The sequence below is a fragment of the Streptomyces sp. NPDC104371 genome, from assembly GCF_055583785.1.
In genome coordinates this window covers 153,407-176,966 of record NZ_JBVJNF010000011.1, presented here as the reverse complement: position 1 = coordinate 176,966, position 23,560 = coordinate 153,407, and the positions used below count along the sequence as shown (strand labels likewise).

The following is a 23,560-nucleotide window of genomic DNA, read 5'->3' as shown; positions in this document are numbered from 1 at the left end:
CGTGGCAGACGGTCTACTCGCGGCACCGCATGTGGTCGTCGGACGGCACCCGGGAAAGGTCTGCCGGGGGGATCACGCGCCTGTGAGCGTGGTGAAACGGGCGAGTTCCCAGGGGTCATGCGCGCTGAAGACGGTGACCTGGTCTCCGTGGTCGCGGCGGAGGGCGTGCAGCCGGTCGCGGGTGGCGACGCGGGCCTCGGTGTCGGTCTGCGCTCCGTCTTGGATCGGGGCGAAGGCGGGGTGGGACAGGGGCGGGGTCTGCTCGATCTCGCCGTGATACATGTACGCATCGCCCGCGTGCAGGAGCCACATTTCGGCATCGTCGCGTACGGCGACGCCCGCGTGGCCCGCCGAGTGGCCCGGCAGCGACACCAGCAGCAGTTCGCAGGACAGCCCCTGCGGACGCGCCACACCCGGGAAGCCGAACCACTGTGCGCCCTCGTCCGTGACGGCAGGCGTCAGCAGCGGGCCGTGCGCCCGGTGCGCCGGCATGAAGCGGCCTAGGCTGTGCTGGTGGTGCGGGTCCGCGGGGTCGGTGACGGCTCGGTACTCGGCAGGGTGCACGTGCACCCGTGCGCGGGGGAAGTCCGGCAGCCCTCCAGTGTGGTCGCGGTGCAGGTGGGTGAGCACGATGTGCCGCACGTCCCGCGGTGCGTAGCCGAGATGGATGATCTGCCTCAGGGCGCTCTCCTCGGGGTACCGTGCGGGCTGGGCGTAGGCCACCCAGTCCGCGCCCAGTGTCCCTTCGGGGTCGTGCCGGTCGGCAGTACCAAGGCCGGTGTCGACCAGAACCAGCCCGTCCGAGTCCGTCTCGATGAGCAGGCAGTGGCACACGGCGGCCAGTTGGCCGGTCGCGACGCCTGTGAGGCGTTCCTGCCCGAGCAGGGGAATCGTCCGGAGAGAGCCGCAGTTCAGGTGATGGATACGCATGAGAACCCCCAAGAGAAGTGGGCGGATCGCCCACACCGGACGTTAGGAGGGGCTGTCGTGACTCACCAAACGGTTGGACACGCACCGCCGGTTGACCGCGGCCCGCTGGCGGACTGTCCTGACAGCGTCCTCATTCCGCCAGGCCACCAGCCACGCTGCCCCGTGGACATCACCCTCGCCACGCTGGCCGGCCGATGGACGCCCCTGGTACTCCGCGAATTCCTGCGCCGTGGCCAGGCCACGTACTCGGAACTGTCCGCCGCCCTGCCCACCCTCTCGGACAAGGTCCTCTCCGACCGGCTGGCCCAATTGACCAGCGCGGGCGTGATCGAGCGCCACCGTACCCCCGGTTGGCCCCCGCGAGTCCGCTACACACTCACGGCGCAGGGCCGAGCACTGGAGCCGGTGCTGCGCAGTATGTGGGACTGGGGCACCGCACGACGGCAGGAAACCCGCGGCCAATCGCCCGACTCATCAGACACGCTCTGACGATCAGAGTCGGCATGTTGCGCTCGCGCCGACTCCCCTGGCTCAATTCGACGGCAGGCTCCACGGTCGGCTCCGCCGACCCGCGTCCGCTCCGTCGCGGCGGAGCGCATATGAATACTGAGCTTGCGCGCCGAACCAGCCGACCCCGGTGGGCCGGTGGCCGTCAGTGGTGTTCGGTGGCGAACGGGCCCTCGTCGACGAAGCGGCGCAGCTGGTGCGCGAAGGCTTGAACGTCCGCCTGGGGCCAGGTAGCGAGTGATGCCTCGATGTCAGCCGCCAGTCGCTGTCTGGTGACCGACACGATGTTGTGGCCCTGCTCGGTGAGTGCGAGGAGTGTCGCGCGGCCGTCGGCCGGGTCGGGCTGGCGCTGGAGCAGGCCGGCCTGCTCCAGCCGGTCGGCGCGGCGGGTCACAGTGGTGCGGTCCAGTCCGATCTCGCGGCCCAGGTCGGCGGCGCTGCACGCCCTGGTTCGGGCCAGGCCACTGAGGACTGGGTAAGTGAGGTCATCGACCGATTCCCCCAGCCCCTCGGTCAGCTGGGTGTAGAGGCGGGCGCGCGTGCTCCGCCGCAGGAGCAGCCCCAGCGCATCGGCGATGTCGTGTCCCGTCGGGTTCTTCACCCCTCCAGATTAGCGTGCTTGGCGCACGCTTCCCCTGGTACAGTCAGAAGCGTGCTTTAGGCACGCATCTCTGATCGGTCCAGAGCGAGCCACGCCCGCACACAGCCGAAGGAATCCCCATGAACCGCACCGACGCCCGCGCCGCCCTCACTGACCTGCTCCTCACCCCGGGCCTCGACCTCGACGAGGCCGCCGACCGGCACTTCGCCCCCGACTACCGCCAGCGCACCGACGGAAGCTGGGCGAACCGCACCGAGTTCCTCGCCCACATCGCCCATCTGCGCACGGTCGTCGCCGACGGCTCGGTCGAGGTGCACGACGAACTCTCGTCCGGCGACCACTACGCCGACCGCCACACGATGGAGGTCGTCAAGACCGACGGCTCCACCGTCCGCATGGAGGTTTACCTTTTCGCCGAGTTCGCCCCCGACGGCCGCTTCCGCCGCATCGAGGAGACCACCCTCATGCTCGAAGGCCCCGAGGCCGACCGGAACCTCGGCAGCGCCCGCTGAGCCACATTGCCCACCTGACGCCACGACGCCCCTGGGTCAGGGCATCGCCCGCCTTACCCTTCTCATACCCTCCGGGTGCATGATCCGGATCTCACGGCATACGGCGCGGGCCGACGACGACGCCGGTGCCGTGGGGATGAGGGAACACCTCCACCGGGTGTTCGTACACCTCGGACAGCAGTGGCTCGGTGAACACCTCCGCCGGTGGCCCCGCCGCCGCGACCCGGCCGCCGCGCAGGACGACCGCCCGGTGCGCGTAGGCCGCCGCGAGCGCCAGATCGTGCAGTACGACCACCACCGCGTCACCGGCCCGCGCTCGCTCCCGGCACAGCCGCAGCACCGCCTCCTGATGCTTGAGGTCGAGCGCGGCGGTCGGCTCGTCGAGCAGCAGCAGCGGGGCGCGCTGGGCCAGCACCCGGGCCAGCGCGACCCGGGCCCGCTCGCCACCGCTGAGCGCGCCGAACGGCCGCCCGGCGAAGCCGGTGACCTCGGTCGCCGCCATCGCCTCCGCGACGGCGAGGTCGTCCTCGGCGGGCGAGGCCGCGTGCGGCGCCCGGCCCATCCGCACGACCTCCGCCACGCTGAACGGGAAGGCCAGCGCCGCCGACTGCGGCAACACCGCCCGGCGCAGCGCGAGTTCGGCCGCCGTCCACCCGGCGACGGGGCGGCCGTGCAGTCGTACGACACCTCCGGCAGCCGGGACGTCCCCCGCGAGCGCGCCCAACAGGGTCGACTTTCCCGCCCCGTTGGGCCCGACGAGCGCCAGCACCTCACCGGCCCGGGCGCCCACGTCGACCCCCTTGAGCACCGGCCCGGCGCCCAGCCGTACATGAAGGTCCTCGGTCTCGGCGAGCACCTCTCCGGGGGCGGTCAAAGCGGGCGGGGCGGGACGGCGGCGCAGCCGAATCCGGGCCTGCTCGAACAGGGCGCTCATGCCCAACCCCCTTGCCTGCGCCGGGTCCTGCGCAGCAGCAGGAAGAAGAACGGGCTGCCGATCAGGGCGGTCAGCACGCCCAGGGGCAGCTCGGCCGGGGCGGCGGCGGTGCGCGCGACCAGATCGGCGGCGAGCAGCACCAGCGCGCCGAGCAGGGCGCTGCCCGACACCAGGAAGCGATGGCCGGGCCCCGCCATCATCCGCAGCAGATGCGGGACGACCAGGCCGACGAAGCCGATGATCCCCGCGACACTGACCGCCGCCGCCGTGAGCAGCGCGATCACCAGGACCAGGACGAGGCGCAGCCGCTCCACATCCACGCCCAGGTGCCGGGCCGGGCGTTCACCCAGCGCCAGCAGGTCCAGTCGGCGCGCGTACAGCGGCGCGACGCCGAGGCCGAGCAGCGCGCAGGGCAGCACCGCGAGCACCTTCGGCCAGGTCGCCTGGGACAGCGAGCCGAGCTGCCAGAAGGTGATCTGGTTCACGGCGGCGGTGTCCGCGAAGAAGAGGAACAGACCGATCAGCGCGCCCCCGAAGGCGTTCACCGCGATCCCGGTGAGGATCAGCGTCACCACCTCGGTACGGCCGCTGGAGCGGGACATGGCGTAGACGAGCAGCACCGTGCCGAGACCGGAGCAGAAGGCGAGGACCGGCACGGTCCACATCCCGAGGAAGTCGAGGCCGAACGCGATCGCGGCGACCGCGCCCACCGCCGCGCCCGAGGAGACGCCGATGACGCCCGGTTCGGCGAGCGGATTGCCGAACACGCCCTGCATCAGCGCCCCCGCGCAGCCCAGCGAGGCGCCGACCAGCAGCGCCAGCGCGATTCGCGGGAACCGCACGTTCCACAGCACCGACTCGGCGACCTGGTCCAGTGCCGTCCCGCCCAGGTGCGCCCGGTGCAGCACCGAGCCGAGCACGTCGGCGACCGCGATGGGATAGGCGCCGAGGCCCGCGGCCACCGGTACCAGGACCAGCAGGGCGAGCACCAGGGCAGCGGTCAGCAGCCAGGCGGTACCGCGCCGGGCGGGGGCCGGGGCGGGCGCCGTACGCTCGGCCGGTTTGTCGAGCACGGTCACTTGTCCCCGCCCCCGTAGAGCCGGCGCACCACGGTCGCCAGCACCTGGTCGGTGCGCGGCCCGTAGTTCAGCAGCACCCCGTCCTCGACGGAGACGACCCTGCGGTGCATCCCGGCCGGTGTCTCGGCGACCCCCGGGATCTTCACCAGGCCATCGACGCCGCCCACGGACTCAAGTCCCTTGGCCATCACCAGGATCGCGTCCGGCGCGGACTTGGCGAGCGCCTCGGCGGTGATGGCGGTGAAGTCCTTGGTGAGCCCGGACGCGGCCCCGGCGTCCACCGCTCCGGCGGCTTCGAGCAGCGAGGTCGCGCCCGAGTTCTTGCCGCCGATGAGATAGACGGAGGCCGAGCCGCGCAGATAGAGGAACGCGACCCGGGGCTTGTCCTTGTGGGCCGGAATCTCCTTGCGCACGGCGGCGATCCGCGCCTGCGAACGCTGGGCCAGCTCCTTCCCCGCGCCCGGGACGCCCAGGGCGCGGGCCACGGTCTCGATGCGCGGGCCCACGTCGGACAGGCCCTTGGCCGGGGCGACGACGAACACCGGGACCCCGGCCGCGCGGATCTGGTCGACGGCCTCGGCGGGACCGGACGTCGTCTCGGCGATGACCAGATCCGGCTTCAGGGACAGCACGCTCTCGGCGGAGACATCGTGGTTGCGGGTGACGACCGGGAGCTTCGCCGCCTGCTGGAAGGTGGCGGTGATGTCCCGCGCCACGACCCGCTCGCCCAGCCCGAGGGTGAACACGATCTCGCTGAGGCTGCCGGACAGCGGCACGATCCGGCGCGCCTCACGCACCGTCACCTTCCGCCCGTCGGCCGAGGCGACCGTGACCGGCAGTCGCGGCACCGGAGTGTCCTTCAGCGGCTCCACCCGGTCGGCCGCGGCGGCCGCCGGGGCCTGTACGGCGGCCTTCGGGGAGCCTCCGCATCCGGTGGCGCCCGCGAGGAGTACGGCCAAGGACACCAGTGTCCCTGCCAGTTGTGTGCGGAACCGTCTCACGGCCTCGTCCCGTTCCCTTCGGTCGGCTTCTTGATCCCCCCAGAGCAGCTTAGGTTAGCCTTACCTAAGTTCGCTACCGGCCGTCGTTTCCGGAGGATTCCCATGCCCGCGCGCCTTCGTGCCCTGGTCACCGTGGTGTGCACGGCCGTCCTGGGAGCCCTGCTGCTCCCGGCCGGTACCGCGCACGCCACGAGCCGTACCGTGCAAGGGGGACGGCTCGACTGGGGAGTGAAATCCTCCTTCCAGAGCTATGTCACCGGGCCCATCGCGCACGGCGGTTACTCCCTCACCGGGGGCGCCGGCACCGTGGGCAGCAGCCAGTTCCGCTTCCCCTCCGCGACCGGCACCTACGACGGCGACACCGGGAGACTCGGCGCCTCCTTCGCCGGCGGGGTCCGCTTCGTCGGCCACCGGGCGAGCGACGGCGGCTATCAGCTCGACCTCACCCTCAGCCACCCCACCGTCCGGATCTCCGGTACCACCGGCACGCTCTATCTGGACGTCACCGGCAAGGCGAAGGGCACCGGAGCGGTCACGGCGTCCCCACAGGTGCCCTTCGCCTCCCTCTCGCTGCGCGGCGTCGACATGCGCGGCGCGGGCGGCGAGGTCGTCCTGAACAACGTGCCCGCCACCCTCACCGCCCAGGGCGCCACGTCCTTCGCCGGGTACTACACGGCCGGCACCGCGCTGGACCCGGTGAACCTCGCGGTCGACGTCGAGCCCGCCGGCTCACCCTCGCCCACCCCGTCCAAGACCGCCGAGCACAAGAAGCCCGCCGCGCCCGGCGCCCTCGTGGACGGCGCCGTCGACTGGGGCGTGCGCCGCACCTTCCGCGAGTACGTCACCGGCGACATCGCCCAGGGCGCGTGGAAGCTCACCGGCGGCGCCCGCGACGGCGGTGCCCTCTTCCGGTTCACGGACGGTCAGGGCACCTACGCCAAGGGCGAGTTGACCGCCCGCTTCCGGGGCGCGCTCCGCTTCACCGGCAAGCACGGTCTCGACCTGCGCTTCAGCGCGGTCCAGGTCGCCGTCCGCGACGGCAAGGGCACCCTCTACGCCGATGTCGGCACGGCGGACGCCACCCGCAGGAAGGTCCCGCTCGTGATCTTCACCGCCAAGGACTTCACCCCCGTGAAGGGCCTCGCCGAACTGACCGAGGCCCCGGCGAACCTCACCGCCGAGGGCGCCGAGGCCTTCGGCGGGATGTACCGGCCCGGCACCGCGATGGACCCCGTGTCTCTCGCCGTCGCCCTCGACGCCAAGGCCGAGCTGCCCGCCCTGCCGGACCCGGGCCGCATCACCGCGACCCCGTCGTCGCCCGCGCCCGCCGCGACGGCCCCGGCCCGTACGAAGGCCGCCGCCACCGCCGACGACGGCACCCCCGTCCTGCCCCTCACCTTCGGCGCCGCGGCCGTCGCGCTGCTGCTCGCCGCGGCCGGTGTCCACGCCCTGCGCAGGCACCGCGCCCGCCGCGCCGCCGACGACAACTGACCCCCCGCCCACCACCCCCATTCCAAGGAGACGGAAACCACCCATGCCCGCCATCACCCCCAGACGACTCGCCCTCACCGCCGCCGTCGCCGTCACCCTCGGCTGCGGCACCCTCACCGCGACCGCCGCCTCGGCCGCCGACGTCCCCCTGACCGGCTACCAGCTGACCTGGGGCATCAAGCAGTCGTACCGCTCCTACGTCACCGGCTTCGCCCAGGGCACCTTCACCGCTACCGACGGCGCCTCCCAGGCCGCGGACAACGGCGCCTTCACCTTCACCGACGGCAAGGGGACCTACGACAGCGCCAAGCACACCGTGCACCTGGCCTTCCAGGGCACCCTCACCATCAAGTCCACGCTGCACGGGTTCACCCGGGAGATCTCCGACGTCCAGTACGACAGCGCCACCGGCACCCTCACCGCCGACCTGGTCTCCGACGGCGGCGCCAAGCAGCAAGACGTGCCGCTCGCCCAGGTCGCGGCGCCGACCGGCCCGGACATGAGCGGCCTGGCGACGACGCTCACCACCGAGGCGGGCGGCTTCCTCGGCAGTTCCTCCTACGCGGGCGCGGCCGGCGACCCGCTGACGGTGGCCGCGCCGAAGCAGACCCCGGAGCCGGAACCGTCGAAGACCACGAGCCCGTCCCCGGAGCCGGAACCGACGAAGACCACAAGCCCGTCCCCGGAGCCGGAACCGACGAAGACCACAAGCCCGTCCCCGGAGCCCACGCAGACGGCGAGTCCGCAGCCGACGAAGACCACGGCCCCGAAGCCCACCGGGTCCCCCGCCAAGAGCCCGAGCCCGTCCGCCTCGACGGCTCCGGCCAAGGGCGCCATAGCCGACGGCACGCTCGGCTGGGGCGTCAAGGAGACCTTCCGCACCTACGTCGTCAGCGGCCCGGCCCAGGGGAAGATCACCACCTCGGGCGGTGCCGAGCAGGCCTCCGGCAACGGCGCGTTCACCTTCCCGGGCGCCACCGGCAGCTACGACACCAAGGCCGGCACCCTCTCCGCCGCTTTCAAAGGCGCGGTGAACTTCAAGGGCCATGAGGACAACGGCACATACGGCCTCGACCTCACCCTCAGCGATCTGCACGCCGAGCTGAACCACGGCACCGGCACGCTGACCGCCGATGTCACCAGCCTCGGCAAGAAGTCCGAGGACGTGGTGCTGGCCGACCTGAAGGCCAAGTCCACCGGCCTCACCGCGAAGAACGACGTCATCACCGTGAACGGCGTCACCGCCACGCTCACCGACGTGGGCGCCAAGGCGTTCAGCGGCTACTACACCAAGGGCACCGCGCTCGACCCGGTCGCCCTGTCCGTGGCCCTGACCGACGACGCCGACCTGCCTGCCGGCGACGGCGGCACGGGCACGGCCGGAGGCACCGGCGGCTCCGGTACGGCGGGCGGCGCGGGCACGGCGGGCGGCGATGTCACCGGGTCCACCGTCGGCGGCGGTGGCGTGGCCGGCGGCAGCCTGGCCTCCACCGGCTCCGACGCCCCGGTCGGCGTCCTGGGCGCGGCGGCCGCGGTCGCCGTCGTGGCGGGCGCCGGTGTGGTGGTCGCGGTCCGCAGGCGGCGCACGGCGGGCGCCGAGGCGTAAGAACCGAGGCACAAGACCGACGGCCCGGTCCTGGACGCTCAGGACCGGGCCGTCTCGTACCCTCGGGACATCTCAGGGGCCCCGGAGTCTCGGCGCGCTTCGAGACCGCCGCCGACGGCCGGTTACTGCTGCGCCAGGGCGAACGGCCACTGCTCCTCGGGCGTGAACAACAGACAGCCCCGGTGCCCGCAGCAGGGCTTCACGTCAGCACCAGAGATGATCCGGCCCACCCTTGGCAATTCCTACGCGCTCCGTTGCCTTCGCGTCTTCATCCAGGTCGTCCGGTACCCCACCCTCGGCGAAGCGTGCCAGACCCACGACATCCACCCGTCGACCCTCACCCAGCAGCTCAAGCGCCTGGAGGCGGACCTCGGAGGCCCCTTGCCGATCCGCGCGGGACGAGGCTGCCGACTCGAAACCACCGACCTCGGCAAACGAGTCGACCAAGCTGTCGCGGACTGGGCCCACACATCGGCGGAACAGCCCCGGGAGACCTGGACCCAAGCGACACAGCGCCGTCCGCAACCGGGGCCGAAGCGGCGCAAGAACTGGGTACGCCCTGACGCGCCGGGCGTGGACCGCTTCCCGGAGCTGCTGCAGCATCTGGAGAGAGACCTCCAGGGCCAGGTCCTAAGCCGCGGTCAGTGCGGGCACCGGATGCGCCTCACCGACTTCGGTGAGAACGTCCTGACCGTTGCCCGGCCGTACGCCGATCAGCTCGATGCCCACGACATCCAACGAAACGGGGAACCAGCCAACTTGCGGTCGCAGGTCGTTGACATAGCCGTACGACAGAAGCAGCCCGTGGGTCAGAAATGCGTCCGACCCGCGAGCTGCTCTGCCACTCAGCTCCGGCACGCCCTCGGTGATACCGAGGCGGCTGGCGCCCATCTGCGGGAAGCCGTCACCGACGGGGATCCCCGAGTCCCACTTCCCCTACGCGCTGCACCTGGCCGACACCGGCTTCCCCCAGGAGGCCATCGTCCGCTACGAGGCCGCCGTCGAAGAGGACGGGGAGATCAACGCCTATCTGAACCTTGCCCTCCTGGCCGACCGCCGCTACCGGGACGCGATGGAGCACCGGGACGAGGCCGCCTTCGTCCATTACGCGCAGTCTCTCGGAGCGGGGCCGGTCCGGCGAGATCGCCGCGCTGCTCGCGCCGGCGGCCGAACTGGGCCTGGATGCCGAGGACATGGCGGAGCTGCGGGAGCTCGCCGAGAGGAACGCCCCGGGCGAGCACTGACCGCCGGCCGACCGCGCACTCACGCGGAGAGCGGGAACTCCTCACCGAGCGCCCTGAACACCGCCGTGTTCAGGGCGAACGCCCGCTTGCACTCGGCCGTGACGCGCTGCTTCTCCAGATCGTCCGCTCGTATCCCGTCCAGCAGTTCCCGGTACTCGCGCTTGAAGGCGGCCGGGTTGGAGATCTCCTCGAAGACGTAGAAGCGCACCCCGGCGCCCTTCCTGGCGAAGCCCCAGGTCTTCTCCGCCCGGTCGCGGATGATCTGGCCGCCCGACAGGTCGCCCAGGTAGCGGGTGTAGTGGTGGGCGACGTAACCGCCGGGCCACTCCTCGGCGCACTCGCGCACCCGGTCGGCGTACGCCCGGGTCGCAGGCAGGGCGTCCAGGCCCGCTCGCCAGTCGGCGCCCCGCAGATGCGCCAGGTCCTGCTCCAGGGCGGCCAGCCGCAGCAGTTCCGGCCGGATGAACGGACCGGCCACCGGGTCACCGGCCAGCCGCTCGGCCGCGCTCTCCAGTGCCTCGTAGACGAACCACAGCTGTTCGGTGTAGCGGGCGTAGGCGTCCACGCCGAGCTGGCCGCCGAGCAGATCGCTCATGAAGGTCGAGGTCTCCGCCTCCGTGTGCTGTTCGTGGGACGCGGTGCGGATGAGGCACGAGAAAGAGTCCATGAGACACATCCTCTAAGGTAAGCCTTACCTAAGTCAATGGCTTTCCCGACAGCCTGTCGGTAAAATCGTACAAGAGAGAGCCCGCCCGCCCTCGCAGGGACGGGTTCTCCTCGAAGTGAGCAGCCCTTCGGCCCAGGGAGATGGGTCCTCCAGGGCCTTGACCGGGTCTGCAAATCGCTGCTCGGCTTCGGTGATGCGTGCGGTGAGGTTGTCCCGGATCTCGATCAGGCGTGGCCGTTCCGCAGGAGTGACCATAAGGACGGGGCAGCGGACGCAGGCTTCTCTGAACTACATCAACTTGGTCAGCGTCGGATCGGCACGTGTTGTCAAGTGACGACTTCCACGGAAGCGGGTCGAGGGAACGGCATCATCTCCCATCCCAGCGGCCAGTCCGGATCTCGTTGCTCTGGAGCTTCGATCTCAAGGCGCCGGGGAACACGCCATGTCCACCATCGAGCACCTTCCTCGGGGCGGCTAGGCCACGGAATCGTGGCCCGGCGATAGCGCTCGTCGATGCCATCGAGGTCCGGTTGCCTGATCGCGCGAACACGTGAGGGGCAGCATGGGCCAGGCTTCTGCGAGCGCGATCCGGCACCTGAGGTCGTGGCTGAGCTCAGGCGCGGACCACGGGTAGCCCTCTTCCACCTCGTCCACCAAGGCGCTCCACTGTGCGAGGAGAGAGTCGAGGGAGTGGGCTTGTGCCCCAGGTCCGGTCCTGGTGACACCAGCGAGGGCGGCCCTGACAGCGTCGTACTCTCCAGCGCTCAATACGACCTCGTCCGTGTGGCTTTCCGCTGGATTCATGCGGCGACTCCTGCTGAGCCTGACGGTATGGCGCGGGTGAACTCACCTTATATCGGAGCTGATTTGCGCGCTCAGAGCGAGCAAGGCGTCGTCTTATGGGGCCGTTTGAAATGGAACGGGCCGAACGCCGTGTGCGTGCTGTGCGGTGAGGTTGCTCGAAGGAGTCCAAGGTCACGAGGTCGGCTGTCGCGTCGATGCGGGCCGTGAGAGGCCAGCACCCCCCACTCGCGGCATTCACCGCCGAGAACGGGTGTCTTCGGCCCCATCGTGTTGGTGGACCGTCTGAGGAAGTGATTCTGCATCGGGCCGAACCGGAAGAACTCCGGGATCAGACCGCCGTAGGCGTCGCCTGCGGGCTGCATACCGGCGGCGATCTCGAACCCGTCGATCAGCTCGGTGAGTGGTGCTCCGTCGATGCGGGAGCCCCTGCCGACCCGCCGTCGGGCGATCACCCACTTCTGCCAGCCCTTATCCGCCACGGCCAACCCGGCCTGGATACGGTCGGGTTCCTCACGCAGCCCGCCCACTCGACGCCGAGCAGCGACCTCGCACCGTCCCAGCAGCCCGACGACCGACGGCACTCGAGACCCCCAGGGGAGCGAAGACATGACAGGCCACTACTCCCACAAGCCCACCGCACCCATCCACACCCAGCGAAAACCTGTCAACCATCCACGAAAAGACAACAACTTCTGAAGAAACGTCCCTTGTCAGGCTGTGTCGGGTATAGCCCCCTACGATGGCGAGCAGCAAGTTGACGTGGCATCAGGCGGTTCCGGCTGGTCGCCGGGCAGCGCCGCAAGCCGGGCAAGAACTGACGGGTGGGGGGACTATGCACTGGAGTGCATCGCAACTGTGGAACCCGAGCAGCGGTCAGGGCCTGCGGCAGCTCGCCGAGCTCGGCCTGGCCCTGCTGCTGTCGACCTTGATCGGCCTGGAGCGGGCGTTCCAGCAAAAGAGCGCGGGTCTGCGCACCCACGCGCTGGTAGGCGTCGGAGCGGCGCTGTTCATGGAGGTCTCCCAGCACGGCTTCGCCAATGTGCTGGGCCTGCCGAACGTCGTCCTCGACCCCTCCCGGGTGGCGGCGCAGATCGTCACGGGCATCGGTTTCATCGGCGGCGGGCTGATCTTCGTACGGCGGGACATCGTGCGCGGGCTGACCACAGCCGCGACCATCTGGCTGACCGCGGCAGTTGGAATGGCGTGCGGCGGCGGGCTGTGGCTGCTCGCCCTCGCCGTCGCCACGGCACACTTCCTCATCGTGCGCGGCTACCCGCTGATCACCCGCCGTTTCCCGGCCATCTCCACCCCCGAACAGACCGATCTGCAACTGTCCTACCTGCCCGGATACGGAGCCCTCCCCCGCATCCTGGAACGCTGCACAGCCGTAGGATTCCGCGTACTCAACGTGCGGATCGAGCGCGCACCCTGGCAAGAAGGCACCGAAGAGACCGGGCTCGGCGCCGGCGCCACCGAGGTACACCTGTTCATCGAGGGCACCGGCAATGTGCACCACCTTCTGGCCGAACTCGCCGAACTCGACGGAGTCCTCCGCCTCGGAGGCCCCGAAGGCGAAGGCCCCTACTGAGCAGACCAGCCCACCGCACTCTGGACAACGCGGACTGCCCTCAGACCACGCGTGCCTGACGGTGTTCCAGGGCGTGTATCGAGCCGTGATCGATGAAGATCCACCTTCCTGAACTGGCTGGTCAGGGTGGCGGCATGGCGGGGGTCGCGGGTGCTCGTGCCGGTCGTGGGCGGTTGTCTGTGGTCTCGATCGTTTGACGTCAGCGGGTCAGCGAAGTCAGTGGGGGGCGGCTGGCACAGCACTCCACTTGGCCAGTCGGAGATGGGCCACATCGAATAGGCCCGTGTCCGTGGCCAATCTTCGGACGGCATTTGGTTGTTCACCACCGTCTCGGCCGACGCCGCGGCTGGGTCAGCCCGGCTTGACCGCCAGCGTCGCGAAGTAGTTCGACATGTATTGGGCGGATGCGTCGGATTGGTGCGGTGCTTCTGCGAAGCCGGTGAGGACGAACCCTGCGGCGAGCTGCCCGCCGATCTGGTCGGTGAGGGTGTGACTGTATTCAAGAGCGGCATCCGCGCCGAACTTCGTGGCGCGTTCCTCTGCGGAGTACTGCGTGACATCGCTGTAGGGCAGCTTGTGCACGACGACCAACTCGCCGCGCTCGTCGAGGGCCTCGTGGTCGAACAAGTACACATCAGGGTTGAGGAAGCCCGCGAGCAGAGTTCCGCCCGGTCGCAGGACGCGGAAGCACTCACGCCACACCGGCGCCAAGTCGGGTACGAACAGGTTCGAGACCGGGTGGAACACAACGTCGAATGCCGCGTCACCGAAGGCGCTGAGGTCGCGCATGTCACCCAGGACGGTGCGCAACTCGAGTCCGTCGCGCGCCGCCACCATCTGGTCCTGGCCGAGCTGGCGGGGCGAGTTGTCGAACACGGTGACCCGCGCCCCTGCGGCGGCGAGGATCGGACCCTGCTGGCCACCGCCGGAGGCCAGGCACAGCACGTCCTTGCCGGTCAGGTCCGTCGGCAGCCAGGAGCGGTCGACTGGCTCATGCCCGATGAGAACAATCGACCAGTCGCCCGTGCGGGCGCGCTCGACCTCCTCAGAACTCGCCGGCCTCGTCCACTCGTTGCCCTCCTGGACGTACTTGTCCCAGGCCGCCCGGTTATGGGCACCGGGGTCGACGACAATGTCCTGCACGTTTAACTCCCTGCTACGGCCAAGTGGACACCGGCGTTACTGACAGCTCGGTGCCGCCAGCCAACACGATCACAGGTGCGGGCTCAACGAAATTAGCGGGCGTCAAAGGTGCCCACAGGCTCCCCCGCCTGGTGGTCGCGCAGCGGGTGCGTATGCGCTGGGTCGTAACGAGGCACCCTCCTGGCCGCCGACCTCGGCTTCGTCGACCTCGGCTTCGTCGACCGCGATCAGGACCCCGACGACCTGGTGATCATCACCGGAGCCAAACGGACCCGCGAGAAGAAGCTCACCGCGGCACAGAAGCAGAAGAACCAGCCATTCCGTTCGCCTCGGACGGCGAGACGGCGGCAGCCGAAGAGCCAGTTGATCGACCGCTCGATCTTCCAGCGGTGCCGACCGAGGCGTTCACCGGACTCGATGCCAGGCCGCGGAACGGGCACGGCACCTCACTCAGCCGAAGCTTTCAGTTTGACTGTAACTTGTGGATGAGGCAGTCTCCGCTCCTGTCGGTGAACGGCGTCGTGGAGCACCCGCCTCCCGCGTTGCGGTACGGCAGGAGCACTACAAGCGTTTCAATTCAGGAGGTTCCGAAAAATGACGGATCGAACCACGAATTGGCCCGATCACCTGACAGGCGATGCACAGCCGCTGGTAGTCGGCATGCTTCTCTACGAGGGACACACCACACTCGACCTTGTCGGCCCATACACCACGTTTGTACTGGCGGGCATGAAGGTCCACCTCGTGGCCGAGAGCCTCGACCCTGTCGTCTCGGACGACGGCGGCATGACCATCGCTCCCACCACCACCTTCGATGACTGCCCCGAGCGGCTCGACATCCTGTTCGTTCCTGGTGGCGGGATGGTGTACAAGCCGATGCTCGACCCGGCCACCATCGCCTTCCTGGCAGACCGCGGTGCGACTGCCTCCTACATCACCGCGGTCTGCAACGGTCCGCTCGTCCTTGCGGCAGCCGGACTGCTCGACGGCTACCGCGTAGCCACCCATTGGGCGTCCCGGGACCAGTTGGCACGGCTGGGCGTCGAGGTATCGACGGAACGTGTGTGCATCGACCGGAACAGGTTCTCCGGGGGCGGTGTGACCGCGGGAATCGATTTCGGGCTCACCGTCGTCGCGCACGCCCTGGGCGAGAAGGCCGCACGGTTTGCACAGCTCGTCATGGAGTACGACCCGGAGCCGCCCTTCAACGCCGGGTCGCCGGAGAGCGCGGGTCCCGAAATTGTGGCGCTGCGCACGCGGTTCATGGCCGAGCCCGACACCGCCCTCCGACACGCTGTGTCCCACCTGTTGGAACAGCGTGCGGCAACAAGCTCGCACCTTGCGGCAGACGAGAACGCCGACCCCACCGTCGGCATCGTCAACAACTGACCACGGCGCTGAAACGGTGACCAGGTCCATCACCCGCACGAGTACGACACGGACGTCAAGGCGGCCGCCGACCCGAGGTCAGTAGCGGGAGGCAAGCTCCCGACTCGCGCAGTGTGTGTGACCCGGATCGTCGTCTGCGTCAGCAGGTTCGGTTCCTCGCCCTGGTCTGCGCTGAGAACCCGGGAGCCTTCCTCGAGACGCAGGACGCCCAGGACGGAGGCGAGTTGGCCACCACTGAAGGGAGCGCCGCTGTGCGGCGCTCCCTTCGGAGTCTGGTGGGGCGTGGGTCATACGCCGGGGTTGCTGTTCGTCAGACCGCGGTGGTCAGTGGCTTCTCGGCGTCGACGGCGGGGGCGGCTGCGGGAATGCTCTTGGCGGTGCGGCGGCCGTAGAGGTTGTTGGCGATGACGGCGGCGAGGGTGAGGGTGACACCGGCGAGTTCGGGGGTGGTGGGCTGGTGGCCGCGGACGGCTTCGATGGCGAAGGCGGTGATCGGGACCAGGTTGATGAACAGGACGCCGTTGGCGGGGCCGAGGGTGCGGGTGGCGTGGTTGAAGGCGAGGATCGCGACGGCGGTGGCGGGGACGGCCATGTAGAGGATCTGCCACCAGGTGGCGGTGTAGTCGGCCAGGCCGGGCGTGGGGATGAAGCCGAGCGCGCCGGCGGTGAGGGTGACGATCGCGATGGTGAGGGTGCCCAGGGCGCTGGTGATGGCGGTGTAGCGCAGGACGGAGAGGGTCGGGAAGTCGGCGGCGCTGGTGGTGTAGATGACCCAGCCGATCACTCCCGCCAGGATGTAGAGGCCGCCGGCGCCGATGCCGCCGGTGAAGACGGCGAGCGGGCTGCCGTTGCCCAGCACCATGGCCACGCCGGTCAGGGCGAGCAGGACCAGGCCAAGGGTGATGCCGGCTGGACGCTTATTGGTGCGGACCCACATGACGATGACGGTGATGGCGGGCATTGCGGCCATGATCAGGGAGGCGGTGGGGGCCGGGGTGGACTGCAGGCCGACGTAGGTGAGCAGGTTGAAGGCGGCGAACCCGAGCGAGCCGAGCCCCCAGAGCTTGAGGAACTTCCCGTCGGTGCGCAGGGCCCTGCGGCCTTCGACGATCAGCAGGGCGATGACGAAGATTGCCGAGCCGAGGGCGAATCGGGCCAGAGTGAGATGGAAGGGATCTACGTGGCCGAAGGCGGACTTGGCGACGGTGAACATACCGCCGAAGGCGAGGGCGGTGGCCAGGCCCCCGGCGGCTGCGGCGGCGAACAGTGCTGTGAAGCCGCTCATCCACCCCCGCGCCGAGGACATCAACATCTATGCCGTGCTGCATGCGCTGGCCGAACCGGCCCGGATGCAGATCGTGCGGACTCTTGCGGAAGCCGACGGCAAGCCGTGCGGGACCTTCGGCATCAACCTCAGCAAGTCGACCCTGTCCGCGCACTTCAAGGTGCTGCGCGAGGCCGGAATCATCCGCCAGGAGACCGCTCCCGGAAATTCCCGCGTCAACACCCTGCGCCGTGACGAGCTCGACGCCCGCTTCCCCGGTCTGCTCGACTCCGTCCTCAACGCCGTCGAGCGGACCAAGCCGTCCCTTCCGTCCGTTTGAGCGGCCAGGCCGCCGGGCGCCGTGCTCGGCCTCGGTGGCCTGGAGCCGGTAGGACTCGGTGCCGGCTCGAGCGCCTGGGACGTCATCGCTGACGCTCGCCACGTAGTCATGTGCCCCGGAGTCCTGGGCCTGAGCGCCCGGCGTGACCAGTTTGAAAGGATCGCGGACTTGACCCCCGCGATCCGGACGGCAGCGGATCGCGCCTTCGCCTTGGAAGGCTCCTGAGCCTCGCCGACCGGCGTGGTCAGTGGTCAGGCTCAGGGGAAGACGAGTTCGGGGTTCACGCCGTCGGCGAGCAGGAAGTACCCGAGGAAGGTCACGCCCTCTTCCTGTGCGTCGAAGCGTGCGATGCGCACGCCCTCGGGTTCGTAGAACACGTCACCGGGCTTGAGTACGGTCTCGGTTTCGCCCTCGATCTGGTAGACCACCGAGCCCGTCTCAATGCTGCCGAAGACCGGCCCGTTGTGGGTGTGCAGCCCGCCGGCGTACCCGGGGGCGATGGTGATCCGCCGGATCTCGACGCGCTGGGTGGTCAGCGGCTCCGGCAGCTTCTGGTCCATGACGATCACGCGGCTGAGCGGCTGCACCGACTCGGCCTGCCCTCCACCCTCGCTGCTGTGGCCAGCCTGGTATTCAGCATCCGTCACTGCCTCCGCGCACTCCGTTGACCTCCCGTCCTCCGGCAGTTCCTCAATGGCCAGATGAGTCATCGCGCCCTGGGGTGTCGCGCCGTGCCAATGCCACTCACCGGCCTCGATCCTCATGGTGTCGCCCGTGCGGATGGTCTCGACCTCTCCACCGCGGCGCTGCACGAGCCCCGTGCCCTCCGTGACCACGAGCACCTGCCCGACCGGATGGCGATGCCAGCGCGTGCGGGCGCCCGGTGCGAAACGGACACTGTCGACCTGCGTACGCGACGGGCCTTCCGGGCTGGCGAGTTCTTCGATGCGGGCGTCTCCGGTGAACCACTCGGACGAGGCTGACACCTGGGTGCGCGGAGCGCGGGATATACGCATGCTTTCGTGTTCCCTTGGCTCTCGTCAGGCGTTCGGTGTTCAGCGGGCGGAGTACGCGCCGAGCAGCGCGAGGATTCCCTCGATGGCCTGCTCGAAGGGCCTTGCATCGTCTGCGGCTCGGGCGAGGACGTATCCGCCCTGAAGCGTGGCGACGATGGCCGACGCCGTGGCCGCCGGATCGATGGCCGGGCTCAGCTCTCCGGCGTCGACGCCTTCTGTCACCACGCTCGCCAGGCGGGTGCGCAGCCAGGTGAAGGTCTCCTCGACCGGCTCCCGTAGGACGGGTGCGGCCATGACGTCCGGATCCTGGGTCAGTCGGCCGATCGGGCAGCCCTTGAGGACGTCGCGCTCACGGCGGAGGTAGGCCGCAATGCGTTCGACAGCCCCGCCGGGAACGGAGAGTTGAGCATCTGCGGCGGCGCCGATCTCCTCGGCCGTGCGGTCGATCGCGGCACGCGCCAGCTCCTCCTTGCCGGAGAAGTGGTGGTACATGCTGCCCTGGCCGACACCGGCCAACTGCTGGATGCTCTTCGGGCTGGTCCCGACGTAGCCGCGCTCCCACAGCAGCGTGCGGGTGCTCTCGATGAGGCGGTCCCTCGTGTTCACAACCATAATGTACATACTAGTAGGTACAGAATTCTGTCGAGAAGCTGCACCTGCACGCGGACGCTCCTCCGCCCAGCTCCTTCTCCTTGTTCGTGACCGAGACCGGCGACCGGATACCGGATACCGAATACCGGATACCGGCGGTGTAGTCGCCCTTGCGGCAGATCGTCGACGGGACGTTCGCCTGGGTCACGGCCCGGAGAGGTCGCGCCGGGCGTGCATGTCGGACGTGCATGTCGGACCTGTCTCCTGAATCAGGGGTGGCCCAGTACGTGTTGACCACAGGGGGGTGTGTGCACAGGTCGGATGGCTGGTGTCATAGGCTGGCCTTCCATGGCAATAAGCACTTCTCTGTGGTCCTTCGCCCTGGTTGTAGGGCTTCTCACTCTGACTCCTGGTCTCGACACCGCTCTGATCTTGCGCACCTCTGCCGTCGGCCAGCGCCGCAGAGCCTGGGGCGTCGTCCTCGGAATCCAGTCGGGCACCCTCCTGTGGGGTGCGCTCACTTCCCTGGGAGTGACCGCGCTCTTCACGGCCTCGCACCTCGCCTACGTGACGTTGCGCTGGATCGGCGCCGCGTATCTCGTCTGGATGGGCGTCCGCATGCTGCGGGACACCTTCCGGGGCCTGCCGACGACCGGCGTCAGCGAATCCGACTTGCTCACCGCGAAGGACTCAGTCACCGGCGGCTGGCGGCAGGGGACACTCACCAACCTCCTCAACCCGAAGATGGGCGCCTTTTACGTCGCCGTCCTGCCCCAGTTCGTCCCCGCCGGCGCAAACCACTTCACCATGGGGCTGCTGCTCACCACGGTGCACATCGTCATCGGCCTGATGTGGTCGGCCGTCCTCATCGGCTTTGCCCGAGTGCTGCACGGCTGGCTCCGCAAGCCTCAGGCCCGTCGCCTGCTCGACCGGATCACCGGGACCGTCATCACCGCCTTCGGTATCCGGCTCGCTCTCAGCGACTGAGGAACCATGCCTGCCATGGCGCAAAACCATGCTCACCGCCGAGCTCGGACAGGTGTCGGCGTACATCTGAACGTGCTAGTCGAGTACGGATGAACGTGCTCAGGCCGGGCGATTCAACGGAAGGCGTTGACGTTCTCCGAAACCCATTGCCGGAACGGGCGGGCCGGCGTTCCAGTGATCTGTGAAACCGTGTCACGCACCATCTGCAACTCGTGGTTCACGTCTCCGCCGGTGACGTCGAGCACCGCGTCCGCGGCCTCGGTGCCGAAGACCGCGGCCATCTGTGCGTGGGCCTGCTGGCGGCTGATCTCGGCGAAGGGAACCTCCCGGCCCAGTGCTGCCGCGATGGCCTCGACCTGTTGTCGGGCGGTCACTGGCTCTGGGCCGGTCAAGGCATACGTACGGCCGCGGTGACCGGGCTCGGTCAGTGCCACGCGTGCCACCGATGCGATGTCCGCAGGGTGGATGGTTGGCAGCGCGGTCTCGGCGTATGGCGCGTGGACGGTCTCGTGGCCACGGATGGAAGCGGCCCACATCAGGGCGTTCGACGCGAACTGCGTCGGCCGCAGGATCGTCCAGGCCATGCCGCTCGCCTTGAGCAGTTGCTCCACCGTCAGGTTCTCCCCGGCGGGGCCGAGGTGCGGGTGGGTCTGGACGGTGATGGACGACACCAGCACGACGTGCTCCACGCCCGCCTGTCGGGCAGCTTCGAGGATGTCGGCGTCCGAGCCCAGACGCGACACGAGAAACAGTGAGCGCACCCCCTCCAGCACGGGCTTCAACGACGCAGGCTCTGCGAAGTCGCCCTCCACGGCCTCGACCCCATCGGGGAAGACGGCCCGTGCGGCATCACGGGTGAGCCCTCTCAGCGGCCCGACACCGCGTGCGTGCAACTCCTTCAGCAGGGCACTGCCTATGTTTCCGGTGGCTCCGGTCACGAGGATCATGGGCGTGTTTCCCGTCATCAGATGATCAAGTAGACGACACGCTAGAACCTCAATCACGCTTCGGGTCAAGCAGACGGCGGCGGGCTGTTGCCTGGTGCTGTCGGCGCCAGTTGGACCGCTGCGGCAGCCTGGTTGTGGACATGGGCGGTGAGTTGAACGCTGCGGTGAGTAGGCGGCGGATCTCGGGGACGGTCAACGCGATCGGGTCACGATCATTCCTCGACGCTCCGGCGGGCACCGGCGACGCGGACCAGTTCCGGCAGGGGCATCTCTATGGTGACCAGCACAGGTAGAAGGCGAGTTCGGGAGTCACTTGCGCTGATCTCTCATGATCAATGCCGATGAGAATTGATGTCACTGGCCAGCGCGGTTCAGTAGTTGGTCGTAGCCACGGGGCAAGACGAAGGCGCTCGCGGATGCGTGCAGCGACAAGAAAGCCGTCGCGACGCCCTTGATCATCCTGATACGACATGGGGATGGTTACTGAAGCGCTGAATCACATAGACCGTCTGCTTGCCGAGCGAGCGTGCGAACGCCTCATCGTCGAGTTCGTCCACAAGCTCGACCTCGGTGACCCGGGCGACGTGGCAGATCTCTTCACGGATGTCGGGTTCTGGGAGTGGGCGGAAGGCGACCGCCGGATTGAAGGCCGTGACGCACTTCGGTCGTACTTCGCTGGTCGACCCGCGGACCGGCTCTCGCGCCGGATATGCACGAACATCCTGGTCACCGTCACATCAGAGTCGACGGCCACCGCGACCACCTACTTCACGACCTACCGTGTCGACGGACATGCCGGCGGTTTCGCGCCCCCTCGTGCCCCGACGCAGGTCGGCCACTACGAGGACACGTTCCTCAAGGTCGAAGGCCATTGGCTCCTCAGTTCTCGGTCCTTGTATCTGGCCTTTGCTGGACCGACCGAGCGGCTTGAAGCAGTAGCCGAGGACTGAACCCGCTCTGGCATGAGCCACCGGGTGAGAGTCATTGCCGGGGACTCGGAAGGGAGCTGTGTTGCGGCAGCCCGTCAGGGCTGCCGCAGCGCGGGGCCGCCTGCCTGGTCATGATGAGAGCCAGCCTGTCCCGTCAAGAGCGCCTTCGGCGTCGCCTGCGGCGATGACCTTAGGTCACCCTTGACCGGCCATTCCGGCTCTGGGTTTCGGCTGGCTGTCGGGCACCCCGTCGTGTGGGGTCCGGTTCAGCCGGTAGCGGCCTGCTCGCCCAGAGCCCTGGTGTGGGCGAGAGGGAATGACTCGGTGCCGGTCTTGGATGATCGCGCCGTTGAAGGTGAGCCGGTCGACGATGGCCGCGCAGAGCCGCGGGTAGGTGAACGTCTTCGTCCAGCCGCTGACTCGTTCGAGGCGATGGCGACGCTGTTCTTCTCCCCACGTTCGGTCAGGACCTGGAACAGCAACTCCGCTCCGCAACGGAAGGCACGCAGGTTCCAGGAATCCTGGGTGCCAAACGACAGGAACCCGTACGCGCGCCCCCGGATTGCGGGGCCCCGCGTACGGGTTGGCAGCCGCTTCCGGGACAGCAGTAGGTCACGCGTCACTGAGTCAGTCAGCGGGATCAGGGCCTGGCTGTCGTGGACGTTGGCACCGGAGATGCCGACGGACAGGGGCAGACCCGTCCGCTCGGTGATCAGGTGGATCTTCGACCCGTACTTGCCCCGGTCCACAGGATTCGGACCTGTCAGGTCCCCCTTTTTCAGGGCCCGCATGTTCACCGAGTCGATGGCGCACCGGGACCAGTCCAGTTCCCCGCGTGAGCCCAGTTCATCCAGGACGAGTCGGTGCAGCTTGGCCCACACCCGAGCTTTGGTCCACTCGACGAAGCGTCGGTGCGCGGTCGAGCCGGAGGGGCCGAAAACGGGGGGGGAAGCTGCCGCCAGGTGCAGCCGGTCGTGGCTACAAACACGATCGCCGCCAGGACTTCACGGTCGCCGTGCCGCCGTCGGCCGCCGCCCTGCGGCCGCGTCGGAACCGAAGGCACTACCCGCTGGAACAGCTCCCACAAAGTCTCGGAATCAGAGTCTCGACCATGCTCGCCCCTCATGCTCGGAAATCGCCTGGTCACAGCCAAGGCACGGCGCTAGGGTCTCGTGTCATGCAACTGACGATTCTCGGCGGCTGCGGTGCGTGGCCCACAGCAGTCCAGGCATGCAGCGGCTACCTCGTCGAGTACGCCGGATTCCGCCTGCTCATCGACCCCGGATATGCCACACTGCCGCGCCTGCTCCAGCACAGCACCGTCGACGCGGTCGACGCCGTGCTCGTCAGCCATGGACACCCCGACCACTGCGCCGACCTCAACCCTCTGCTACGGGCCCGGGGACTGAGCAATGACCCACCGCCCGCTCTGCCCGTCTACGCCCCGCACGGCGCGGTCGACGCCGTTCTGGCACTCGACAAACCGAGCATGCTCGCCAAGGCCTACCACCTTTACGGGTTCACCCCCGGTGACCGGTTCGATATCGGCCCCTTCACCACCGACACCTGGCTCCTGCCGCACTTCGTACCCAATGCCGGCATTCGGCTCACCACACCCGAGGCCGTCCTCGCCTACACCGGCGACACCGGCCCCAGCTCCGACCTCCTGCGCCTTGCGCAAGGCGTCGACCTGTTCCTGTCGGAAGCCACGTACATCCACCAGGTGCCAACCGCCGACGCACCGTACCTGCTCACCGCACGATTGGCCGGCCAGTACGCCCACCAGGCAGGCGCCGCCCGACTCATGCTCACCCACCTTTGGCCGGGCACAGATCCGGCCATTGCCCGAGAGGTAGCCGCAGAAGCCTTCGAGCACCCCATTGGCGTCGCTGCGCCCGGTCTCGTCACCAACCTTCGCGAGGAGGGTCAGAGGTCCAACAGCGCCGAGCAACACGACACCTTGCGCCGGAACAACTGACCATCAAGCAGG

24 protein-coding genes and 3 pseudogenes are annotated in these 23,560 nt (G+C 69.0%); 11 read left to right on the top strand and 16 right to left on the bottom strand.

The window, feature by feature from the left end:
* Positions 1 to 72: 72 nt before the first annotated feature.
* Entirely contained in the window at positions 73 to 930 is an 858-nt protein-coding gene (locus tag ACZ60T_RS28940; RefSeq protein ID WP_469668543.1) for an MBL fold metallo-hydrolase, read from the bottom strand.
* Positions 931 to 1,092: 162 nt separating this feature from the next.
* Here ACZ60T_RS28940 and ACZ60T_RS28935 point away from each other — a divergent pair, with 162 nt between their 5' ends.
* The gene (locus ACZ60T_RS28935) at positions 1,093 to 1,419 is read left to right on the top strand and encodes a winged helix-turn-helix transcriptional regulator (protein WP_365633397.1); all 327 of its coding nucleotides are present in this window, start codon (positions 1,093 to 1,095) and stop codon (positions 1,417 to 1,419) included.
* 163 nt (positions 1,420 to 1,582) lie between these two features.
* Here ACZ60T_RS28935 and ACZ60T_RS28930 read toward each other — a convergent pair whose 3' ends face one another.
* Entirely contained in the window at positions 1,583 to 2,038 is a 456-nt protein-coding gene (locus tag ACZ60T_RS28930) for a MarR family winged helix-turn-helix transcriptional regulator (RefSeq protein WP_469668542.1), read from the bottom strand.
* Between the two features lie 119 nt (positions 2,039 to 2,157).
* Between ACZ60T_RS28930 and ACZ60T_RS28925 the strand changes: the two genes are divergently transcribed.
* Positions 2,158 to 2,550 (top strand): nuclear transport factor 2 family protein, encoded by a 393-nt coding sequence (locus ACZ60T_RS28925; protein ID WP_469668541.1) that lies wholly within the window; start codon positions 2,158 to 2,160, stop codon positions 2,548 to 2,550.
* Positions 2,551 to 2,641: 91 nt separating this feature from the next.
* Here ACZ60T_RS28925 and ACZ60T_RS28920 read toward each other — a convergent pair whose 3' ends face one another.
* From ACZ60T_RS28920 to ACZ60T_RS28910, 3 genes are read right to left on the bottom strand one after another with little or no spacing between them, the layout of a single operon-like run.
* Positions 2,642 to 3,484, bottom strand: coding sequence for a heme ABC transporter ATP-binding protein (locus tag ACZ60T_RS28920; protein WP_469668540.1), 843 nt, complete (start codon positions 3,482 to 3,484; stop codon positions 2,642 to 2,644).
* Positions 3,481 to 4,563, bottom strand: a complete 1,083-nt coding sequence (locus ACZ60T_RS28915) for a FecCD family ABC transporter permease (RefSeq protein WP_469668539.1) — start codon at positions 4,561 to 4,563, stop codon at positions 3,481 to 3,483. Before ACZ60T_RS28915 ends, ACZ60T_RS28920 begins: the two co-directional genes overlap by 4 nt.
* Positions 4,560 to 5,564, bottom strand: a complete 1,005-nt coding sequence (locus ACZ60T_RS28910) for a heme/hemin ABC transporter substrate-binding protein (protein WP_469668538.1) — start codon at positions 5,562 to 5,564, stop codon at positions 4,560 to 4,562. Before ACZ60T_RS28910 ends, ACZ60T_RS28915 begins: the two co-directional genes overlap by 4 nt.
* 102 nt (positions 5,565 to 5,666) lie before the next feature.
* Here ACZ60T_RS28910 and ACZ60T_RS28905 point away from each other — a divergent pair, with 102 nt between their 5' ends.
* The 3 genes and pseudogenes from ACZ60T_RS28905 to ACZ60T_RS28895 form a co-directional block, all read left to right on the top strand.
* Positions 5,667 to 7,055 (top strand): HtaA domain-containing protein, encoded by a 1,389-nt coding sequence (locus tag ACZ60T_RS28905; RefSeq protein ID WP_469668537.1) that lies wholly within the window; start codon positions 5,667 to 5,669, stop codon positions 7,053 to 7,055.
* Positions 7,056 to 7,098: 43 nt separating this feature from the next.
* Complete coding sequence (locus ACZ60T_RS28900) at positions 7,099 to 8,661, top strand: HtaA domain-containing protein (RefSeq protein ID WP_469668536.1); 1,563 nt, start codon at positions 7,099 to 7,101, stop codon at positions 8,659 to 8,661.
* A 216-nt stretch (positions 8,662 to 8,877) separates the two neighbouring features.
* Positions 8,878 to 9,081, top strand: a pseudogene (locus ACZ60T_RS28895) (helix-turn-helix domain-containing protein); the annotation flags it as partial.
* Between the two features lie 210 nt (positions 9,082 to 9,291).
* Here the strand turns inward: ACZ60T_RS28895 and ACZ60T_RS28890 are convergent.
* The 4 genes from ACZ60T_RS28890 to ACZ60T_RS28875 form a co-directional block, all read right to left on the bottom strand.
* Positions 9,292 to 9,552 (bottom strand): hypothetical protein, encoded by a 261-nt coding sequence (locus ACZ60T_RS28890; RefSeq protein WP_469668535.1) that lies wholly within the window; start codon positions 9,550 to 9,552, stop codon positions 9,292 to 9,294.
* Positions 9,553 to 9,565: 13 nt separating this feature from the next.
* Positions 9,566 to 9,766, bottom strand: coding sequence for a hypothetical protein (locus ACZ60T_RS28885; protein WP_469668534.1), 201 nt, complete (start codon positions 9,764 to 9,766; stop codon positions 9,566 to 9,568).
* 158 nt (positions 9,767 to 9,924) lie between these two features.
* A complete protein-coding gene (locus ACZ60T_RS28880; protein ID WP_469668533.1) occupies positions 9,925 to 10,572 on the bottom strand; it encodes a biliverdin-producing heme oxygenase in 648 nt (215 codons plus the stop codon).
* Between the two features lie 875 nt (positions 10,573 to 11,447).
* A complete protein-coding gene (locus ACZ60T_RS28875; protein ID WP_469668645.1) occupies positions 11,448 to 11,855 on the bottom strand; it encodes a hypothetical protein in 408 nt (135 codons plus the stop codon).
* 353 nt (positions 11,856 to 12,208) lie between these two features.
* Between ACZ60T_RS28875 and ACZ60T_RS28870 the strand changes: the two genes are divergently transcribed.
* On the top strand, positions 12,209 to 12,964 hold the full coding sequence (locus tag ACZ60T_RS28870; RefSeq protein WP_469668532.1) for an MgtC/SapB family protein: 756 nt from the start codon (positions 12,209 to 12,211) through the stop codon (positions 12,962 to 12,964).
* Positions 12,965 to 13,315: 351 nt separating this feature from the next.
* Here ACZ60T_RS28870 and ACZ60T_RS28865 read toward each other — a convergent pair whose 3' ends face one another.
* Positions 13,316 to 14,107 carry a class I SAM-dependent methyltransferase gene (locus tag ACZ60T_RS28865; RefSeq protein WP_469668531.1) on the bottom strand — a complete coding sequence of 264 codons (792 nt, stop codon included), beginning with the start codon at positions 14,105 to 14,107 and terminating at the stop codon, positions 13,316 to 13,318.
* A gap of 594 nt (positions 14,108 to 14,701) precedes the next feature.
* Here ACZ60T_RS28865 and ACZ60T_RS28860 point away from each other — a divergent pair.
* The gene (locus tag ACZ60T_RS28860) at positions 14,702 to 15,496 is read left to right on the top strand and encodes a DJ-1/PfpI family protein (protein ID WP_469668530.1); all 795 of its coding nucleotides are present in this window, start codon (positions 14,702 to 14,704) and stop codon (positions 15,494 to 15,496) included.
* A 310-nt stretch (positions 15,497 to 15,806) separates the two neighbouring features.
* Here the strand turns inward: ACZ60T_RS28860 and ACZ60T_RS28855 are convergent, their stop codons facing one another.
* On the bottom strand, positions 15,807 to 16,781 hold the full coding sequence (locus ACZ60T_RS28855) for a DMT family transporter (RefSeq protein WP_469668529.1): 975 nt from the start codon (positions 16,779 to 16,781) through the stop codon (positions 15,807 to 15,809).
* On the opposite strand from ACZ60T_RS28855, the gene ACZ60T_RS28850 reads away from it, so the two are divergent.
* Positions 16,768 to 17,100, top strand: coding sequence for an ArsR/SmtB family transcription factor (locus tag ACZ60T_RS28850; RefSeq protein ID WP_469668528.1), 333 nt, complete (start codon positions 16,768 to 16,770; stop codon positions 17,098 to 17,100). The two genes, ACZ60T_RS28855 and ACZ60T_RS28850, sit on opposite strands and share 14 nt — an antisense overlap.
* A 257-nt stretch (positions 17,101 to 17,357) precedes the next feature.
* On the opposite strand, the gene ACZ60T_RS28845 is transcribed toward ACZ60T_RS28850, so the two are convergent.
* Positions 17,358 to 18,116 (bottom strand): (R)-mandelonitrile lyase, encoded by a 759-nt coding sequence (locus tag ACZ60T_RS28845; RefSeq protein ID WP_469668527.1) that lies wholly within the window; start codon positions 18,114 to 18,116, stop codon positions 17,358 to 17,360.
* A gap of 39 nt (positions 18,117 to 18,155) precedes the next feature.
* The gene (locus tag ACZ60T_RS28840) at positions 18,156 to 18,737 is read right to left on the bottom strand and encodes a TetR/AcrR family transcriptional regulator (protein ID WP_469668526.1); all 582 of its coding nucleotides are present in this window, start codon (positions 18,735 to 18,737) and stop codon (positions 18,156 to 18,158) included.
* A 318-nt stretch (positions 18,738 to 19,055) separates the two neighbouring features.
* Between ACZ60T_RS28840 and ACZ60T_RS28835 the strand changes: the two genes are divergently transcribed.
* Positions 19,056 to 19,694: a LysE family translocator gene (locus ACZ60T_RS28835; RefSeq protein ID WP_469668525.1), complete on the top strand. Its 639-nt coding sequence runs from the start codon at positions 19,056 to 19,058 to the stop codon at positions 19,692 to 19,694.
* 113 nt (positions 19,695 to 19,807) lie between these two features.
* On the opposite strand, the gene ACZ60T_RS28830 is transcribed toward ACZ60T_RS28835, so the two are convergent.
* Positions 19,808 to 20,641: an NAD(P)H-binding protein gene (locus ACZ60T_RS28830; RefSeq protein ID WP_469668524.1), complete on the bottom strand. Its 834-nt coding sequence runs from the start codon at positions 20,639 to 20,641 to the stop codon at positions 19,808 to 19,810.
* Between the two features lie 476 nt (positions 20,642 to 21,117).
* On the opposite strand from ACZ60T_RS28830, the gene ACZ60T_RS28825 reads away from it, so the two are divergent.
* Positions 21,118 to 21,591: a nuclear transport factor 2 family protein gene (locus ACZ60T_RS28825; RefSeq protein ID WP_469668523.1), complete on the top strand. Its 474-nt coding sequence runs from the start codon at positions 21,118 to 21,120 to the stop codon at positions 21,589 to 21,591.
* A 245-nt stretch (positions 21,592 to 21,836) separates the two neighbouring features.
* On the opposite strand, the pseudogene ACZ60T_RS28820 reads toward ACZ60T_RS28825, so the two are convergent.
* Together ACZ60T_RS28820 and ACZ60T_RS28815 are read right to left on the bottom strand one after the other, a co-directional pair.
* Positions 21,837 to 22,067 (bottom strand): annotated as a pseudogene (locus ACZ60T_RS28820) (ATP-binding protein); the annotation flags it as partial.
* Positions 22,068 to 22,198: 131 nt separating this feature from the next.
* Positions 22,199 to 22,696: pseudogene (locus ACZ60T_RS28815) on the bottom strand (IS5 family transposase); the annotation flags it as partial.
* Between the two features lie 51 nt (positions 22,697 to 22,747).
* On the opposite strand from ACZ60T_RS28815, the gene ACZ60T_RS28810 reads away from it, so the two are divergent.
* Positions 22,748 to 23,548, top strand: a complete 801-nt coding sequence (locus ACZ60T_RS28810) for an MBL fold metallo-hydrolase (protein WP_469668522.1) — start codon at positions 22,748 to 22,750, stop codon at positions 23,546 to 23,548.
* Positions 23,549 to 23,560 lie beyond the last annotated feature (12 nt).